The following is an 18,605-nucleotide window of genomic DNA, read 5'->3' as shown; positions in this document are numbered from 1 at the left end:
GACTAACTCCTTTGTTTCACATCAATTGGTTTATAGAAACCTCCAAGTTTCGTCTTGATAGGATATAACCATTCTAAAAATAAATCTACCCATTTATAAACTTGAGCATTTTCATTACTTTCTTTCACTCCTGTCCGCAAATCACCTAGTACTAGGCCGTGTTTCCCTTTATCAAAAACATGAACCTCATAGGGAATGTTATGTTTATCCAGTTCTAACGCAAAACGTAAAGCATTATTAGGAGCTACCAATACATCTTCTCTAGTATGCCAAATAAAACAAGGTGGGGTATTATCAGATACATGATTTATAGGATTCATTTTTTCTACTATCTCTGTATTTCCATACAGAGACCCTGTTGTAGCCAAAGCAATTTTGCTAAAGCTCTCTTTTTCTTTACCAGACAGATTAAAGTCAAGTGCAGCATAACCTAGCATAGCATGGGTAGGCTTGTAAAGTTCCTTTTTCTTTCCAACTTTCTCTTCTAACCAATCCTCATGCCATAGAGTGGCTAATTGCCCAGCCAGATTTCCTCCTGCAGAAAATCCTGATACTATGATAAAATCTTCATCAACACTATATTCTCTTGAATTTTCACGAAGAAACGCTACTGCTGTTGCAAGTTCGATCAAAGGATTTGGAAAAACTGAAACAGGTTTTTTTGGTAATTCTGCCAAATCATCTGATGCATAAGCTTCAATTCCCTCTGTAGCATAATGGACAACTAGTACATGAAAACCTTCTGCCAGAAAACGCATTGCTACTTGTTCGTCCTCACGAAATGACGTCCAATAATATGCACCTCCTGGACAGATAACTATGGTTGGATATTTCCGGTTCAAATCTATCTCTTTATTAGGTTCTTGAAAGTAGTATTTGGCGTAAGCCCCCCTTTGTCCAATTTCACGTCTTATATATTTCATAGATTACTCCTTATCTAACTCAGACGAAACATACTCTTGCTCAAGGTTTCGTTTGTCAAGTATCTTAACGAAAGGATAGTAAATAGCCGCTGACAATGGAATCATAAGTACCTGGGCTAGTCCTAACACCCAGCTCCCCTGTAATAAACCTGCTATAAATATTGGAGCACCAAATGGTACTTGCATACCAATTGTCACTGGTAAAATTCCAGCTACAGTTAGAAAGTAACCTATAAGAGTACAAATAACAGGTGTAAGAATATAAGGAATCGCTAAAATAGGATTCATTACAATTGGTAAACCAAAAATTAATGGTTCATGGATTCCAAAGAGTGCCCCGGGTGCTCCAAGACGTCCTAACATTTTGAATTGCTTACTTTTTGTAAAAAACATTAAAACGACAACTAGACCAAGCATAGGTGCAAGGTTAGCATATACACCCCAAAATGATCCAGAAACTAAGTTTGGCATTGCTTCACCAGCTTGATATGCAGCTAAATTCTCTAAATCAAGAGCAGTCATAATAGGTCGGATTACAGCTAGTACGACGATTGCACCGTGAATACCGAAAACCCACAATATTTGCATAATTAGAAGAGCTATCAACATTGACCATATATTGCTACCAAGACCTTGCAAAGGAATTTGTAATACGGTATAGATAAATTGATGGAAACTACCAAAACTTGTATGTGCAAAAAATCCTGAAATTATAGTAAAAATAATCGCTACAATGAAAGCTGGAATTAATCCAGAAAATGTTTTTGAAATAAATGGTGGAACACCATCTGGCATTTTTATAGTCCAATTCTTATCAAGAATAAATACATAAATACGTGTTGCTAGTATCCCAACTATCATTGCTGCAAAGAGTCCTTTTGCACCTAAGAAATCAAATGTTAGTGCTGAGATAGGCATTGGAGCACCCTCAAGTTCAAAAGTCGAGACTGGAGTTAAAATTAAAAAACTGAAGAGTGCAATATATCCTGCACTTGTCCCATCTTTTTTAAATGATTTTGCTAATTCATTTGCTATAGCAAAAACAGCATAAAGAGATAACGCATTTGTTGTAAAAGTAGCTGGTAAACCGATAATCCCCTTAATCGGCTCAATTAGATTTTGATAAAATTCAATTTGCATTGAAGATAAAAGGGTACTAAATGCCCCAATCATCATTATGGGTAATGTTGACATTAAACCATTTGAAATCGCGGATATATATCTATTACTTTGTATTTTATTAGCAATCTCTTGTCCTTTTCTAGTAAAAGACTCTACAAAACTCATGTCATTCTCCTTTTTATTAAAAAATTTTATTCACAAATTACTCAAAACTATACTAGCCTACTTCCATAAGATCTAAAGCTAAATCTAATATCTTACTACCATTCATCATTCCGTAATCGATCATATCGATTACTGCCACCCTCATTCCTTGAGGTTCATATTGATCCCTTAATTTTTCATATACAAAACTTAGTTGAGGACCAATCAAAAGAACATCAGTTTGACCATCATATGAAGCAAAAGCTGACTCAGCCATCGCTCTAACATCAATTTCAACACCTTTGGCTTTAGCTGCTTCTTTCATTTTTTGCATCAGCATAGATGTCGACATACCTCCCGCACAGACTAGTGTAATGTTTACCATAAGTATTCTCCTTTTATTTTGTTTTATATAATTCTACAAATTCAGTGGCCATATCCTTAACGGTAATGGCATTCATGAGATGATCCTGGGCATGGACCATCAAGAGAGAAACTTCTGTTGTTTCTCCCGATGCTTCCTTGGTTAATAAGTCTGTTTGGGCATGGTGCGCTTGAACAAGGTAATCATTGCACTCTGCTAAATGCGCTTCTGCTTCCTCAAAGTCTCCTTTTTTGGCAGCGTAAATAGCTTTCATGGCTAAGCTTCTAGCATTCCCACCATTTACAATTAATCCCATAATAACTTGTGTTTGATCATTCTCCATAGGTTTTCCTCTCTTCTTCTATCTGACATCTTTATCATAACGATTTTATCTTGTAAACTCCATCACTTCTTCTGCCGTTTTGAAAACGGTAATACATTCGATATGATTTTAGTAATTCTTTTTTGTTCTTTTTAAGATTATTTTGCCGATTAAAACTTCTTAATGTCGGCATATGGAATCTTCAATCAGCTGTCTTACAAAAAAAGCCAGCCTAAGGCTAGCTAAGAATATGGACTAAGGTTTCAAAGGTTGGCGTCGTGATAAGGTTTTGGATGGCTTTTTCATCAAAAAAGAGATTACTGGTCTTTTGGTAAAAATCTTCGAGCTGAGGATCTTCCTGAGATCCTATTGACAATAAGAAGACAACTTGTACCTTATTAGTTTTCCATAGAATCGGTTCTTCTAAAATAGCAACAGTCACAAAGCTCTGCTCTGTCATGACCTGATAAGGGTGTGGGAGCGCGACGAGGTTGCCAAAATCAGTCTGACCCAATTCTTCTCGTCGCAAGACCGCCTCTTCAAACCCCTCTGGCAGAAGGCCGTAGTGATCAATATGTTGACACATGTGAGCAATCACCTCTTCTCGGGTGCTTGCTGTTAGTTTAGGAAGGAAAAGGTTGGTTGAATAATAATTTAAGACTGTCGAGCGATCCCCACTCTCAAACATTTGGCGGTAGGTTAAAATCTCGTTGGCATCGATAAAAAGGTTAATCTCATATATCGGTACAGGATACTTCTGATTCAGAGGAACCGTCGTAAAAATATAATCAATTTCCTTCCCTTTAAAATCAAATTGTTCCAGGTCTGCTACCGTACATTCATAGATATTGTTCAGGTAATCCCCAAATGCTTGTCGGTATTTAAACTTAAAGAGCTGTGAGCTACTTTTCCCAGAAATGCAGACCAAAACGATATTCTTACGCTCAATGGAACGATTGCGTTTTTCTGTCGCTAAAGCAAATATAATCGCAATATAGGCGACTTCATCTTCAGGAATGTCCTTGCCATAATGTTCTTTGAGACTGGTTGAAGCATTTAAAGCGATCGTAAAGGGGTAAGGGTATTCTTGCTTGATAAGGTCTAGGAGTGGATTTTGAATGGCAATATTAAAGCGCATGCGAATATCCATAGGAACAAGGTGCTGGTTCAATGCCATGCGTAGCTCTAAATTTTGCCTGAAATCAAGTGCAAGGGTTTCATGAACTCTAGTTAACATTTTATAGACAAGCTCATCAATCTCTCCTGTAATGACAAAATTTGGTCCATAATGACTATAAGAATCCGAAGATAAACGAGAGCCATAATGAATGGCTAGAAATTGCCGTTCAGGGAGAGAAAGAGGTTGCCCAAACTGCTGTTCAAATAAATCACTATAATCATCGACTATTTGCTGAGTAGCAGAACTCATCAATTCCTCTGGAACATCTTTCTCTAAGATAGCATGCCCGTCCTGAAGACGTTTTATCGTTATACTGATATACTTAACAACATTCTCCAAGGCGACTTCTGACATGTTCACTTTATGCCTTTGATTCCCCTCAATAATAGTCTCCATGAGCCATTGGTCTTGGGAGGTATCCATAAATTCCTCATAGAGCGTGTTAAGTAGACAGATTCGTTTGTAAAACTCCTTACCAATCACTCTAAAACCATAATTTGGTTTTCGCTCAATCCGTAAATTATACATCGTTAGAATAGCTTCTACGCGTTTAAGAGTAGCAGATAAGGTATTTCTCGAAATAAAAAACTGTTCTGCTATATCGTCAATTTTTAAGAAATCGTCAGTATCTAAAAGCCATTTTAACAAGACATTCTGCCGATCCTCACTTGTTTCTGGAATTTCCGAGTCATCTTTCGGAGAAACTTTTAAAAATACTTTTTCATCAAAAATGATTAACTTGTATCCAAAATGACGTTTTGATTCAATCTCAGCACCATAGGAGCCTAATAGGTCCTTTAATTCTTTCATGCGATTTCGAACTGTTTTTTCGCTAACACCTAGCTTATCAGCAAGTTCTTGAGACGTCTGATAGCTATCAAGGGATAACAATTTTAACAAGTCATATAAATTACGATTCATTGATTATCCTTTCTTAGCTAGTATCTGACTCTGAATAAAACTTCTATGGTATCCTTATAAGAAAACCATGGAAATTCATTTTTTATTCTTATTCTATTGTATCAATCCAATTCTTAATTGACTAGACTAAATTTTACCGTAATCTAAACGGTAAGTCTTGTAATACTCATCTAAAATCAAAATCTGAAATCCGAAAAATAGGTTTACTTGTTTATCGTCTTTGATGATTAGCTAAATTGTTATCCTATCTTTGGTAATTTTTTGGAGAATTGGTTACAAGTCAAATACTGGGGAAATTAGTATGTATTATCAGATTTTTGATTTTATGTAACCACCCAATAACGGAGTATATTGAAAACACCCCAAAGTCTATATTTGACTCTGGGATATTTTTCTATTTACAGTTCCGTTGAATGGTTTCATTCCATGGTAAATAAGCCTCTAGCACCTCCTTTTTTACGAGTTTTTCCTCATTAGGCAAGTGTTCTAGAAGATAAGTCATATATTTTCCTGAATCAGGGCTGTGTTTCTTGGTCGATAGCGTGAAGGAAAGTCAATTCCACATTTCCGAGACGAATGTTCAGCAGAATAGCGTTTCTGTTTTTTCTCTCAAAGTGACGAGACTGTTGGGGTGAGTTTAAGGGAACGATAGGTGTCGCATAATGAAAAACCTCCATTTCTGTTTTCTATTAACAGTTTAAGGGAGGTTGGATTATTTTTATAGATACTCCGTTCTTTTTTGATATACCAAAAAAGGGCTCTATAAATCTCCATAGGGATTTTACCCACTACAGAAATTATAGAGCCTTTATTGGGCGGTTACTATAAAAGAGAGAACCAACGTGATTCTCTCCAGACGTTAGCTTTTTAACAACCTACTACAGTTGACAATAAGCCATTTCTATTTAGAATATTTTGATGCTAGGGGTGGTAATTCATCTTTCATCATTAGATGAACAGCTGCTGTTGTGAATGCTTTGGGTAACGCTAGAATGTTTGGATTCTTCCCGACAAATTTCTTCTTAGCATCTTCTAAAGCTTCCTCAAAAGTTGCCCGTGTTTTCAAACCCATGCCTCGAGCATAACCTGGTTTTTCTGCTCCAACTAAATAAATGGCAGAAGTATGTTTTTCAGCTAAGTGGCCACAAGACATCATACTAAAACCATGGAAGGGATGAAAGGCATTAGCAAAGCGATATTGTTTTATATATTCGTCATTATTAGCATAATATTCACCATAACGGTTGAGATCAACTAAAGTATCTCCTTCTTTCTGGAACCGTTCATATAAGTCAGGAAGATAAGGCCATAAATTTTCATTAAAATAACCATTACAAGTACTTGCACAAATAAAGACGCAATTATCACTCATAATACGTTTATGGCGAATAACTTGAGCTGATAACGCTTGCATCAACATAATAGGATTTGTTCCCATACCATCACCGTAATGGAAAAATTGAGGCATCCCAAAAACAATAATATCATATTTTTTTTCAGCAAAAGGAACATAAGTACGTTTATTGCCCATTACCCATGATTTCTTTTGGACCTCCTCAGCTGTTCCACTATTTATCTCAATCTGACGTGATTTAGTATCAAGAACTGCATCACAACAAAAGAATTTTTTACCCATTTTTTCTTCCATGTGCATTCCAATTTCGTCAAATTTATGACGCATCATTGAGTCATTATTAACTGGAACAAAGTCATCTCTATGCATGACTTTTGGAACATGGTGGGAAGCTATCGAGCGCCAGTGTGTAATTCCTGTTGCACAGTGCTTATATCCTCCTGAATAACCGCCATATGGATTTCCTTGAGTATGGCCAATTAAAATAGCGACATCACTATCATATACGTACTTGTTCATAATAACAGGGTCACCTTGCTTAGTTGTACCTAAATCAACTAAGTTGTCATAGTCCTCACTATCATGATTAATAATCTGATTTGTAGCTGAAAACTCATAGTAAAGTTCAGGGCCTAGGATCCCTAGAATTTCTTTTTCAGTATTTTTTCTGTGTAGCCCATTTGAACAAATCAGAAGAATATCTTCTTTTTTAACTCCTACGCTATATAACTCTTTCAAAATAAGTTTAATAGACGTTTTACGATGAGAAGTATCTTGTTCACCACCTTTTACACGATCTGGGAATATAATAGTTACTTTACTTCCCTCATGAGCAAGTTCAGTTAGAGGTGGCATTCCAAGCGGATTACGAAGTGATTCTAACGTAGCAGAAACTATACGATCATCAGGTAAGCATTCTGGATCCGGAACTGTTTCACCGGGGATAAAAACATCTGTATCGTCAGGCAAAATAGCTTCTTTATAACCATGCCCATATTCAAATGAAAGTTTCATTTAGGTACTCCTATCTTTTATTGGATAAAAATTCTTTAATAATCTGAATGTATTCATCAGGATAAAAACCAATTTCTCCTGTGAACCTTGTTAAGGCAATTAAGCCCCCGTCTAGTGTATCAATAGCTGCAAGGTCACTAGCGTTGTCCATCTTAAGTCCACCACCATAAATAACATCAAGTTCAGGATAAATGTTTTTAATAAAGTCAATAACTTCTTTGACTTGATTGGAAGTCGGAGGTGTTTTTCCTGGACCAATCGCCCATACTGGTTCATAAGCAATAACCACATTTGAGAGATCCACCCCCTCTAAAGCTATTCTTAACTGATTCTCTAATACCTCCTGCCAGATATCACGTTCTTCAAGAGTTTCACCGATACAATAAAGAACTGATAGACCAGCTTTTTGAGCAGAAATAATTTCTTCATGAAAAAGAGAATTGATAGACGAAAAATCTGCAATCCCAGCTTTAGATAAAACACCTTTTTTATCTAGTCTTTCTTCCAGATGCCCAATGATAGTGGAAGCAACCCCAAGTTGTTTCATAGAATTAGCTGTTCGATGAGTGGTAAAAGCGCCAAAATTACCTTTTAAACTAGTATCTTCACGGTATACACTTTGACACCCAATATTTAATATATCTATATCCATTTGAGTAGAAATCGCATTTATAAGATGGGCCTCAGGGAAATATACGGTAAACTCAACGTCCTCATAATCTTCTTTTATTTTTTTCAGCTCGCGTTCTATGTATCCTACAATTTTAGAACCCCAAACTTGTGGCTTTGCAATTCCATTCACTCCACCGAATTCTTTTTGAATATCAAACCTTTTCAAATTTAAATGAATATGAATCATAATTTTTCTCCTTTAGTTAATTCTGAATTCATTTTTCCAGATTCAAAACCAAGCAAATCAAGTGATACATAAGTAAAACCAAGAGATTTAAAATGAGAATCAATTTGATATCTTTCTTCAATTGCAAACTTCAACTGCTCTTCTGGCACCTCTATTCTCACCAAAGACTCATGGTGTCTTACTCGAACTTGTTCAAAACCTAGTTTTTCAAGAAAAGTTTCTCCAGACATAATTTGTCTAACTTTTTCATGAGTAATTTCGCTATTATATGGAAATCTGGAAAAGACACTACAAGATGACGGTTGATTCCAACGCAATCCCTCTATCGACTTTGCTTGCTCACGAATATTAACTTTATAATATCCTGCTTCTTGTAATGGACTGAGGACAGCTAATTCATTTCGTGCTCTCATACCTGGACGAATATCGTTAATATCGTCCATAATCATACCGTCAGCCACATAATTAATATCATATGAGTTAGCAAGTCGTATCATTTCAAGATACATTAGCTTCTTACTATAATACCAAGAATCTTTTGTATAGTAGCGAATTGAAGCATGCTCAAGCTCATCCATTTTCAATACTTCATACCAAATATCATGTTTTTTAGCAAAGTTTATAGCATGATCTGTATCCTGTTTTTTTATGAGTTCAGAATCAAAAATAATAGCAAGTACATTTTCTTTCCCTAAAACTTCCTTAGCCTTAATGAGTAAAAAACTACTATCGATCCCTCCTGAAAAGGCTACAGCAATTTTCTTATAATTAGAAAGTATTTGAAATAAATGTTCTTTCATTAAATCTACCTCCTAAAGATATAATAACACATTCTTCAAGGTTTTTAAGGAAAACCAAAGGAAACGTTTTCGGAAAAACAGGGTTTTTTAAGTAAAATATAAATTAGAAGGTTGCTTCTACTTTTGAACTATAGCTACGTTTACCCATTAATTCTAGAGTTTGACCAGTCAATTGTACTTCATCACGATATGCTATATTTGAAGAACTTGTCCCTACAGATAATTCAATTTTATTAGGTTCGACTACAAACTTCATTTCCTCATTATAAAATCCAAGTAGGGAACATGGTATACTAAAATCAATTTTACAGCTTTGACCTTTTGTTAAATGTACCCGTTTAAAGCCTCCTAATTGTTGAACAGGGCGAATAACATGAGCCCCCCAAGTTCTATAATAAATCTGAACAATCTCATCACCATCTCGTTCACCAATATTAGTAACCTTACAAGAAACTTTTATTTCACCATCTGTTGAAACTTCTTGCTCAGCTACTTGAAATTCACTCAATTCAAAAGTAGTGTAAGATAATCCCGCACCAAATTCAAAGAGAGGTTGGTCGTCTTCGTCGGTATAACCCCCTTTAAAAATTGCAGCTGCAAATCCAGTATAACCCTTATCAGTAGGCAACTCATATCCTGATCCGGTTCTGTGATTATAGTATACTGGTGTTTGACCAACACTTCTTGGTATTGTCTGTGTAAGCTTACCACCTGGATTTATAGTACCATCTAGCACATCAGCAACAACTTCTCCTGCTTGTAACCCTGGCATTGAAGCCTGAAGTATTGCTGAAACATGCTCCTTAGCCCATGGAATAGCAAATAAACCGGGGCCGTATATTACCATAACAACAGGCTTACCAGTAGCAACTAATTTCTCTAAAAGCTCTTGTTGAACCCCCGGCAAATCAAGTTTTGCACGATCGGTCCCCTCACCTCCAGTCGCATTGGTCCATCCACAATTTCCTCCACAAGCAAAAACAACAATATCTGACTGACTAGCAGCTTCTACTGCCGCATCAAATCCACTTCTGTCTTCAGCAATAATGGGACAACCTTCCGCATATATTGTTTCAAATCGATTTTGTAACTCATCATAGAGTGACGAGCCACCCATGCGTCTAATGATATCATTGATATTCATAGAACTAACATCTTGACTTGCAGCTCCAGAGGCATCTCCTTCTTCTCCATTAGCATCAGCAATACCACCAAAGGTGAATACTTCCCCTGCTTCTGAAGCTAACATCATTTCAATATAAGCTGGATAAGTATATCCGCTAATAGGATAACGTAAATTATCAGCATGAGGTCCTATAACAGCGATTTTTTTGTCTATCTTCAAAGGTAGAATATCATCGTTCTTTAATAAAACCATGGATTTAGATGCAATCTCTTTTGCAACCTTGTTTTTTTCCTCATTATTGAGTGACTTTTTCAAAGATTCTATATCAACATAAGGTGACTCGAAAAGACCATACTCAAACTTGACAGTCAATATGCGTCTAACTGATTCATCAATTAGGGATTCATCTAATTGTCCAGATTCTACATATTTAGGTAAAGCTTTAAAAGATCCTCCAACAGGTATCTCAGTATCAGTTCCTGCTTTTTTTGCTAAGAAACCGGCTTCCTCATAGGTATTAGCGACATGATACGTATTATAACAACGCTGAATACCGGCTCCATCACTAGTTAAGAAACCACGATATTTCATTGTTCCTCGAAGTAAATCTTGTGAAATCTTTTTGTTCATAACAACATTTAAGCCATCGATTTCACTATAATTCGCCATCATACCACTCACATCAGCTAAGTTAGCGGCAGCTTCAAAAGGAGTCGCAAATACTTCATATAGTTCTCGATCGTTAACTCGAGTGATTGAGGTATTCAATCCTCCCTGCGTTTCTGAGTAACCTAGAAAATGTTTTGCGATACATGCTACTCCATCGGTTTTATTTTTTTGCATCCCATTAATATATGAGACACCCATTTGGGAGATGAGGTACTCGTCCTCACCATAGGTTTCATAGGTTCGTCCCCATCGTAAATCTCTTGAAACATCAATAACAGGACTCATTGAAGAAGTGATACCTGTAGACCTACATTCTTCCGAAATAATTGTTGTCATTTTTTCAGCTAACTCAGGTTCCCAAGTATAACCTAGGTTCATCTGAGATGGGAAAATTGTTCCACCCTGTATCGGTAGTCCACAAAGAGATTCCGTTTGAAAGACAACTGGAATGCCTAAACGCGTTTTTTCTACAAAGAATTTTTGAATTTGATTAAATCGAGTCGCCATATCGGTAGCACTTTGAATCCCTTGAGTAGAAGCTTGTGTAAATCGACCATGTCCCATATAAAAATTTTTTGCTAAATTTTCTTCTACGACTCCATTTTCATCAATAACAGAGGGAAGAAGGTTTCCACATAGTTGAGCAACCTTTTCTTCTAAAGTCATTTTTGAAAGCAAATCTTCAACTCGTTCTTCAACCGGTAGGCTACTATTTTTGTACTTATCCATTTCTCACTCCTTTTTAATTAATGATTAAATATAACTTTTTCTCCCTTTTGGGAGGACTTATAAATAGCTCTCACAATTTCTAAAGATTTCGTAGCATCTTCAGGAGTAACAAAATTATAATCTGGATTATCAATATTTTCGTAAAACTCTATCACTTGTTTTTCATGATTGGCTCCCCAATATGAGAGTGTCTCTAGAATCTCTTGAGGAGATTCATTTTTATAAATATGAGATTTCCCGTCCATCGTTATTTCTACCTGCTCACCATGCAAGAAAGCAGTTCCCCTTTCAAAATAGAAATCAATCCGAATAGGTGTATTCTCAAAAAAATAGTTACATGCATTAAATATATAGCGTGCTCCACTCTTAAATTCAATAAGGGCATTAGCAACATCCTCAACTTCAATTTGAGTAATAACACGTTTATCAATAAAACCATGGACACTTCTGACTTCTTCACCCGCTATATAGCGGACTAAATCAAGGCTATGAATAGCTTGATCAATGACAACTCCTCCACCTTCTGTTTCCCAGTGACCCTTCCAATCACACTCATAATATGAGGGTGGACGCCACCAGTTCAAAAGAGAAGACACTCCCTTAAGTTTTCCCAATTCCCCAGAATCAAAAAGTTTTTTAAGTTTTTGTATTCCAGTAATGTAACGATTTTGTGAAATAACTCCTAGCTTTTTATCAACTTTATTAGCCAATTCACAAAGAGCTTTAGCATCTGATAATTCAATAGCAATGGGTTTTTCTTGTAAAACATGATAGCCCATCTCAAGTAATTTAGAGGATTGTTCTGCATGCAAGAAGTGAGGGGTTAGAATATGGACGATGTCGATATTAAGATTTCCTAGGTCCTTATAATCCGTTAAAGCGACACATCCTTTAAAATTTTCAGCAAATGCTTGTGCTCTTTCTATTTGAATATCTACTGCAGCAATCACTTTAATATTCTCTGGGTATTTCTGGAAAATTTCATTATACACTTGCGCTATCCGGCCACAACCTACTACTGCGATCCTCAATTCTTTCATTCTTATTATCCTTTTAGTATTTTTTCTAAGCTATCATAAGCTTTCTGATAACGCTCATAAGAAACTTCACCTTTTTCATATTCAATAACAATCCATTTTTCTTGACTTTTAGGTGTAGCTTCTAATGCTTTAATAATATCCTGAATTGGCAACGTTCCTTCGTCTAAATCTGTAAAAGAGAGTGATTTTTCAGAAACAGATTTACCCACCAAGTCTTCTTCATTGGTATTGCAATCACGTAGATGAAGGTATCCAATTTTATCTGGATTCTCCTTTATAATTTGAGCTGGATTATACCCCTCCACAGCGACCCAACCAACATCCATTCCGAGCTTAAGCGAAGATGTTTCTTGCAACAACTTATTAAAGAAGTAGGCCTCCTGTTCAAATTCCCAACAGTGATTATGATAGAAAATTTGAACATTATATTTAGATTTCAAAAGCTTTGCCAAATCATCTAATTTTTCAACTAATTCTTTTTGTTGAGTTTTGGTAAATTGTTCCATAGTCATTTTATTCAAGTCCCCCATTTCATTAGAAGGGATCCCTGACATAATCAAGTTAGAGAATCCAAACTCTTGCATAATACCAGCCTGTTTTTCAAGTTGACTTTGGACTTCTACCTCATTGGTTATTAACTGATTAAAGAAAACCAAGGTGTGAAAACCTGAAATGGTCATCCCTACACGATTAAGTAGTTCTACTAATTCCGGCATATCTTCAGCTGGAAAAAATCTAAATCCAACTTCCATTCCCTGATAGTTCATATCTTTGAACTGTTGCATAATTTCTTCAGTATTCGTTTTAATCTTCTCACCAAAAAGAACAGCATGTGCAGCAAATTTCATAAGTTTATTCCTCGCCAATTACAATTGTACAGCCTTTTTCTGCTGATTCATTTACATAATCTAATAAGTTTTGGATGTAATAACCACGGTCAAATGTGTTCTCGAAACTCTTGCCTGATTGAATTGCTTCAACGAAGCTTTTTGCCTGTAGATAGAAATTAATTGAAAACGGCTCTTTAGGAGTATTAGCATCTTCCAAATAAAGCTCTTCTGGTACATCTACCACTGCTGGAGCTTTATAGTTGTTATTTTCATCTTTAGCAAACAATGTCACCTCAAAAGGACGAGTGGCATTGTAGATTACGTGGCCTTTTGATCCATAGACTTCCATAGTCGTTTCTGATCCAATTCGGCTGACTGTATTACTAATTAAAACACCCTTGTCTGTTACAACATTGTAAACACAAACATCATCATTGGTTACTGCTCTGTATTCATTAGAGAAGACTTCTTGTCGTTCTTTAATATATGTTCGCTTCATCGCTTGGACTTCAACTATTTCACCATAGTCTTTTTGTAACATCCAATCAGCAATATCTAGCTGATGACTACCGAAATCGTAGACAGCCCCTGGTCCAGAAAGAATATCTTGCATACGCCATTCTAATTTAACATCAGGATTACCAATACGATTACCTCCTTGAGACTGGCGTACATAGTAAACCTCTCCTAGCTCTTTGTTATCAATGAGATGTTTAATATAACGAAATGCAGGAACACCCCGATAGCAAAAACCAATCATACAAACTTTGTCTGTTAATTTTGAATACTGTAAGGCTCTTAAGCTATCCTCAGCACTAGTTCCAAAGGGTTTCTCACAAAGCACATGTTTACCTGCATTAATAGCTTGAACAGCATAAGATACGTGAGTATTATTTGGGGTACAAATAATAACAGCATCTACTTTGGATAGAAGTTCATCGTAAGTTGAACAAACATCAGCATTAGTTAGCTCAAAACGTTCTTTATATTCTTTTGCAAAATCAGGTAGTATATCATATAAGGCCGTAATTTCTACAGAATCCATACGTTTAAATGCACCAATATGCATCTGTGCAATGCCAATAGTCTTACCGGTCCCAACAATACCAATTTTAATTTTTTCCATGATTTTCTCCTTTATTTTTCACCCATATTATATAAATTAAGTTTTTCTTGAATAAATTTTTGTCCAAAAATAAGTCCATTTTTGACTTCATCTAAAGAGTTTGAATGTTCTTTATCCTCATGCTCGATACTTATAGTACCTTTATAATTAACCTTTTGTAATTCTTTGAAAAACCGATCCCAATCCAAATCTCCTGTACCAGGAAGTGCATATTCCCACCAATCAAAATTGGTCAAGATTCCAGTTTCACTCAAACGCTTGTGGTCAACTATAGTATCCTTAGCATGGATATGGAAAATCTTATTTCCAAACTCACTAATATAATCATACGGATTGATAAATTCCCAAACCAAATGAGATGGATCATATGTTAAGCCAAAATATTCACTATCCAATTTTTCTAATAGCGCTCTCCACATGACAGGTGAAATGGCAATATTCCCCATAAGAGGACAATTTTCAACAGCAATTTTAACCTTCTTATTTTCTGCTAACTCAACAATTGGCTCAAAAAACTTAACAACATCATCAAAACTGCGACTAGGCAATTTACGAATAGATTCATAACTATCATAAATATCTTCTCGAATAGGTTTCAATATCCCCGTTGAGGTAACAATTTTTTCAACATTATTATCACCTGCAAAATTAATGCGTTTTATCAACTCTTTTCGATGCATATCTGCTTCTTCAGAAATTGAACTTAAATAATTTCGGCAATAAGTCAGTGCACTAATGGAAATACCAGTTTTATGAATAACATCAGCAAATAATTCTTCCTCCATTGGAATGGTTGGCCCGACCTCTAGATCTCTAAAACCATTTGCCATTGCCCAATTAGCTATGGACTCTAAATTACTTTCACCTAGTTGTACTAAACGATTAGTTAAAAATCCTATTTTTACCATAATTCTCCTTTCATTTTAAAAAGCCTTGCATTATATAAAAGATACCGACAATCCCAACCGCTTGATAGATATAAATCTTAAATCTTGTGATTTCCTTTATTCTAATAAAACGATTTGAAAGCCAAAAGCCACATAATATTCCCACAATCCCAATCAGGATAATTGGCATATGTCCAACTTCTAAAATTCCGGTTGAAATTCTGGTGAGAAGTGAAAATATACTATTTGAGATAAAAAAAAGTTGCGTGATTCCTAAATATTCTTCTTTAGATTGACATACCTTTAAAAAGTAGATTGCCATTAACGGGCCACCAATACCAAATAAACCACTAAAAATCCCTGACAAAATAATAAAGATCAGACTTTTAAAATAGCCTAGATCTTTATTATTCTTATTTGCAAAAATGAATTGGTAAACTGATAATGATAACAAAAAGATACCAAATCCTATTTTTGCATAAGTTGCATGAATATAACCAGAATAATAAATAGATAAGACTGATGCAATTGAATATATAATTGCTGGAAATACAACTTTCTTTAGGTTAATAAAACGTGAATATCGTCTTACCATAAGTGCACTTAAAACCATCGTTATTGATGATGATATAGCTGCACTTTCTGCAATAGGAAATAGCGTCGGTAAAAAAATCATAATCACAATTCCTGAACCGAATCCTAAAGATGCTTGTGTAAAACCAGCAATAATTGTACTAATGCAAATGAGGATATACGCTATCATAGCACATTCCTATTTTTTTAAAGATGTGAACATCAATTGCTTATAAGCTTCAACACCAGGTTGATTAAATGGATTTACTCCCATGAGCGTGCAAGAAAGATAGCAAGCAAATTGGAAAAAGTAGAATAGTTGACCAAAATTATAAGCATCTATCTCATCAACTTCAATCATTGCACAAGGTAATTTTTCCGAATGTGCTGCAAAAGTTGCTTCAAAAGCAATCTTGTTAATCTGCCAGAAATCTTTTCCATCGAGATAATCAAAGTAATCTTTCTTATCATCAGATTTTACAACTAAGGACGCGTTAGCTTTTTTTACGTCGATGAATGTTTCAAAAACAATTGGAGATCCATCCTGAATAAATTGCCCAATGGCATGTAAGTCTTCTGAATACTCTGCATAAGTTGGTAAAATACCTTTGCTATCCTTCCCTTCGCTCTCTCCAAACAGCTGTAACCACCACTTATTGAACCATCTGAATTGAGGTTCAAAACTTGCTAACATTTCAACCTTATAGCCATTTTCATATTCGAAATTTCGATAAGAAGCATACCGATAAGCTTGATTATCAATAGTCTTATCGTTGTGTAATTGCTGTTGCATATCTCTTGCACCACTTACCATAGCATCAATATCAAGACCCGCAACAGCCATTGGTAGTAGGCCAACACTAGTCATGGAGGTAAATCGACCGCCTACATCTTCTGGAAACTCTAAAAATGTATAACCGTTATCTTTACAAAGTTGTTCTAGGCTACTATTTCGTGAACCAGTTGCAATAATCCTCTTAGCCGCTTCTTCTTCCCCGTACTGATTAATAATGTATTGTCGCAACACTCTAAAAGATGAACCCGGTTCAAGGGTTTCAAAGTTTTTTGCAATACAATTCATATAGACTGATTTGCCTTCTAATTGAGCTAGCACTTTATTAAATTGATGAGGAGAAAGTGTATTCCCACTGTATATAATTTCTGGACCATCAACTTGCAACGCTTCAATTACAGATCTGGCTGCATTGTTTGAACCACCAACACCAATTAAAATAAAAACATCTGCTTTTTCCCTTATCTCAGTAGCTAAAGCTTTAAATTGTGAAAGAAAACCTTCATTTGCCCATTTATCAACTGAAAACCAACCTAAGTTGTCTAAATAGTCAGCCTCTCCCTCTACAATTTCCCCGATAATGTTCACATGATCATTCAAATAAGCATTGTATTTGTTTTGATCTTCGATATTCTTAAAAGATTTTTTAAACGTAATCATTTCGACCCCTCTGTTTATTTTTGTGATTTATACCATTCTGCCATTTCACCTAATGACCGCTGCTGAACAAGAGGAGCTTTCCCATAACTACCAAATTTAACAAGCAATGTTCCTATTGCTTCTTTAACAGCTAATTCCATAGCTGCTGTAATTGCAGCCACATCTTCAGATGCTATGTCACCATACATTAAAGTATCCATAATCGGATGCAGGAAAGCCCTTGGATCAGAATATTCTGGATGATTCTTAAGGATACTAAAAATTTCTCCAACGGTCTCTGACTTCTGAAGTTCTGGTCTCTTTTTAAACAATTCACGGATGTTCCTTGTTGTTGCGATGCGAAGATCGGTATCTACATTAATTTTATTAATACCAGCTTCTGAAACTTCTATTAATTGATTCACATCAATACCATAAGCATTTTCGAGGTTACCACCAAGTTGCTTAATCTCCTCAACTATATATTGAGGAACAGTTGATGAACCATGGCTAACTAAAAATCCATCGATGCCTTCATGACGCATACATTCTTTAATAGCTATAGGAATCTCACGACGAATTTTTGTATCCTTACCCTTGTTCGGCCCATGTGTGGTTCCATAACTAATTGCAAGCGCATCTACTTCTGTTTTCTTAAAGAAATCAATAGCTTGGAAAGGACTTGTATATGTGCTTCGTTCGCTAAAGACATCATCTTCAACACCTGCAATGACACCAAGTTCTCCTTCAACAGATACACCACGCTCATGGGCATACTTAACAACTTCACGGGTTAATTCCACATTATCATCATAAGGCAAGCTACTAGCGTCAATCATGACACTCGTATATCCTCCATCAATAGCTGCCACACAAGCATCAAAATCATTCCCATGATCTAAGTGTAAAACAACTGGAATATCAACTTCAGCAGCATATTTTTTCACGGCATCACCAATGTTTTTGGCACCCGCTCTTTTCTCCTCTAATGTGCAATTTTGGAAATCAATACGACCGCCCATAAAACCATTAGCAAGATTTGCTCCTTGGATAATTGCAGGACTACGTAATTCATTATGAATTTCAATTGCTGCTTTAATTTGTGAAACAGCATTAACATTAAATGCTCCTTGGGCATATCTTAGTTTATCTGCTGATGTTAAAACATCTCTAAGTGTTACTAACATTGT

General features: G+C 35.7%; 16 protein-coding genes. All 16 read right to left on the bottom strand.

Translation table 11 applies throughout. The features are described from left to right. Positions 1-2: 2 nt before the first annotated feature. Positions 3-923: an alpha/beta hydrolase gene (locus J2S23_RS05775; RefSeq protein WP_307121804.1), complete on the bottom strand. Its 921-nt coding sequence runs from the start codon at positions 921-923 to the stop codon at positions 3-5. 3 nt (positions 924-926) lie between these two features. Next, positions 927-2,210 carry a PTS sugar transporter subunit IIC gene (locus J2S23_RS05770; protein WP_307121803.1) on the bottom strand — a complete coding sequence of 428 codons (1,284 nt, stop codon included), beginning with the start codon at positions 2,208-2,210 and terminating at the stop codon, positions 927-929. A 52-nt stretch (positions 2,211-2,262) separates the two neighbouring features. Then, positions 2,263-2,574, bottom strand: a complete 312-nt coding sequence (locus tag J2S23_RS05765) for a PTS sugar transporter subunit IIB (RefSeq protein WP_307121802.1) — start codon at positions 2,572-2,574, stop codon at positions 2,263-2,265. A 13-nt stretch (positions 2,575-2,587) separates the two neighbouring features. Then, positions 2,588-2,896, bottom strand: coding sequence for a PTS sugar transporter subunit IIA (locus J2S23_RS05760; RefSeq protein WP_307121801.1), 309 nt, complete (start codon positions 2,894-2,896; stop codon positions 2,588-2,590). A 217-nt stretch (positions 2,897-3,113) separates the two neighbouring features. Further along, entirely contained in the window at positions 3,114-4,976 is a 1,863-nt protein-coding gene (locus J2S23_RS05755) for a BglG family transcription antiterminator (RefSeq protein ID WP_307121800.1), read from the bottom strand. Positions 4,977-5,877: 901 nt separating this feature from the next. Continuing rightward, entirely contained in the window at positions 5,878-7,344 is a 1,467-nt protein-coding gene (locus J2S23_RS05750; RefSeq protein ID WP_307121799.1) for a lactate racemase domain-containing protein, read from the bottom strand. Positions 7,345-7,354: 10 nt separating this feature from the next. Then, a complete protein-coding gene (locus tag J2S23_RS05745) occupies positions 7,355-8,203 on the bottom strand; it encodes a triose-phosphate isomerase (protein WP_307121798.1) in 849 nt (282 codons plus the stop codon). Beyond that, entirely contained in the window at positions 8,200-9,003 is an 804-nt protein-coding gene (gene larE / locus J2S23_RS05740; RefSeq protein ID WP_307121797.1) for an ATP-dependent sacrificial sulfur transferase LarE, read from the bottom strand. Before larE ends, J2S23_RS05745 begins: the two co-directional genes overlap by 4 nt. A 103-nt stretch (positions 9,004-9,106) precedes the next feature. Beyond that, positions 9,107-11,527: a glycoside hydrolase family 3 N-terminal domain-containing protein gene (locus J2S23_RS05735; RefSeq protein WP_307121796.1), complete on the bottom strand. Its 2,421-nt coding sequence runs from the start codon at positions 11,525-11,527 to the stop codon at positions 9,107-9,109. A 17-nt stretch (positions 11,528-11,544) separates the two neighbouring features. Continuing rightward, positions 11,545-12,567, bottom strand: coding sequence for a Gfo/Idh/MocA family protein (locus tag J2S23_RS05730; RefSeq protein WP_307121795.1), 1,023 nt, complete (start codon positions 12,565-12,567; stop codon positions 11,545-11,547). Between the two features lie 5 nt (positions 12,568-12,572). After that, on the bottom strand, positions 12,573-13,415 hold the full coding sequence (locus J2S23_RS05725; RefSeq protein ID WP_307121794.1) for a sugar phosphate isomerase/epimerase family protein: 843 nt from the start codon (positions 13,413-13,415) through the stop codon (positions 12,573-12,575). A 4-nt stretch (positions 13,416-13,419) separates the two neighbouring features. Next, the gene (locus J2S23_RS05720; RefSeq protein WP_307121793.1) at positions 13,420-14,523 is read right to left on the bottom strand and encodes a Gfo/Idh/MocA family protein; all 1,104 of its coding nucleotides are present in this window, start codon (positions 14,521-14,523) and stop codon (positions 13,420-13,422) included. Positions 14,524-14,534: 11 nt separating this feature from the next. Continuing rightward, on the bottom strand, positions 14,535-15,431 hold the full coding sequence (locus J2S23_RS05715; RefSeq protein WP_307121792.1) for a sugar phosphate isomerase/epimerase family protein: 897 nt from the start codon (positions 15,429-15,431) through the stop codon (positions 14,535-14,537). A gap of 10 nt (positions 15,432-15,441) precedes the next feature. Further along, positions 15,442-16,173, bottom strand: coding sequence for a sulfite exporter TauE/SafE family protein (locus tag J2S23_RS05710; RefSeq protein WP_307121791.1), 732 nt, complete (start codon positions 16,171-16,173; stop codon positions 15,442-15,444). Positions 16,174-16,182: 9 nt separating this feature from the next. Next, positions 16,183-17,436, bottom strand: a complete 1,254-nt coding sequence (locus tag J2S23_RS05705) for a phosphoglucose isomerase-related protein (protein ID WP_307121790.1) — start codon at positions 17,434-17,436, stop codon at positions 16,183-16,185. A gap of 14 nt (positions 17,437-17,450) precedes the next feature. Continuing rightward, positions 17,451-18,602: a class II fructose-bisphosphate aldolase gene (locus J2S23_RS05700; protein ID WP_307121789.1), complete on the bottom strand. Its 1,152-nt coding sequence runs from the start codon at positions 18,600-18,602 to the stop codon at positions 17,451-17,453. Positions 18,603-18,605 lie beyond the last annotated feature (3 nt).

Origin of the sequence: Streptococcus moroccensis, assembly GCF_030812835.1 — a bacterium.
Taxonomy (GTDB): Bacteria; Bacillota; Bacilli; order Lactobacillales; family Streptococcaceae; genus Streptococcus; species Streptococcus moroccensis.
Note: the sequence above shows the minus strand (reverse complement) of the source record. Positions and strands in the feature narration are given on the sequence as shown.

Coding starts and splice junctions, on each gene's coding strand:
- J2S23_RS05775 (WP_307121804.1), bottom strand. CDS start 923: ATGAAATATATAAGACGTGAAATTGGACAAAGGGGGGCTTACGCCAAA.
- J2S23_RS05770 (WP_307121803.1), bottom strand. CDS start 2,210: ATGAGTTTTGTAGAGTCTTTTACTAGAAAAGGACAAGAGATTGCTAAT.
- J2S23_RS05765 (WP_307121802.1), bottom strand. CDS start 2,574: ATGGTAAACATTACACTAGTCTGTGCGGGAGGTATGTCGACATCTATG.
- J2S23_RS05760 (WP_307121801.1), bottom strand. CDS start 2,896: ATGGAGAATGATCAAACACAAGTTATTATGGGATTAATTGTAAATGGT.
- J2S23_RS05755 (WP_307121800.1), bottom strand. CDS start 4,976: ATGAATCGTAATTTATATGACTTGTTAAAATTGTTATCCCTTGATAGC.
- J2S23_RS05750 (WP_307121799.1), bottom strand. CDS start 7,344: ATGAAACTTTCATTTGAATATGGGCATGGTTATAAAGAAGCTATTTTG.
- J2S23_RS05745 (WP_307121798.1), bottom strand. CDS start 8,203: ATGATTCATATTCATTTAAATTTGAAAAGGTTTGATATTCAAAAAGAA.
- larE (WP_307121797.1), bottom strand. CDS start 9,003: ATGAAAGAACATTTATTTCAAATACTTTCTAATTATAAGAAAATTGCT.
- J2S23_RS05735 (WP_307121796.1), bottom strand. CDS start 11,527: ATGGATAAGTACAAAAATAGTAGCCTACCGGTTGAAGAACGAGTTGAA.
- J2S23_RS05730 (WP_307121795.1), bottom strand. CDS start 12,567: ATGAAAGAATTGAGGATCGCAGTAGTAGGTTGTGGCCGGATAGCGCAA.
- J2S23_RS05725 (WP_307121794.1), bottom strand. CDS start 13,415: ATGAAATTTGCTGCACATGCTGTTCTTTTTGGTGAGAAGATTAAAACG.
- J2S23_RS05720 (WP_307121793.1), bottom strand. CDS start 14,523: ATGGAAAAAATTAAAATTGGTATTGTTGGGACCGGTAAGACTATTGGC.
- J2S23_RS05715 (WP_307121792.1), bottom strand. CDS start 15,431: ATGGTAAAAATAGGATTTTTAACTAATCGTTTAGTACAACTAGGTGAA.
- J2S23_RS05710 (WP_307121791.1), bottom strand. CDS start 16,173: ATGATAGCGTATATCCTCATTTGCATTAGTACAATTATTGCTGGTTTT.
- J2S23_RS05705 (WP_307121790.1), bottom strand. CDS start 17,436: ATGATTACGTTTAAAAAATCTTTTAAGAATATCGAAGATCAAAACAAA.
- J2S23_RS05700 (WP_307121789.1), bottom strand. CDS start 18,602: ATGTTAGTAACACTTAGAGATGTTTTAACATCAGCAGATAAACTAAGA.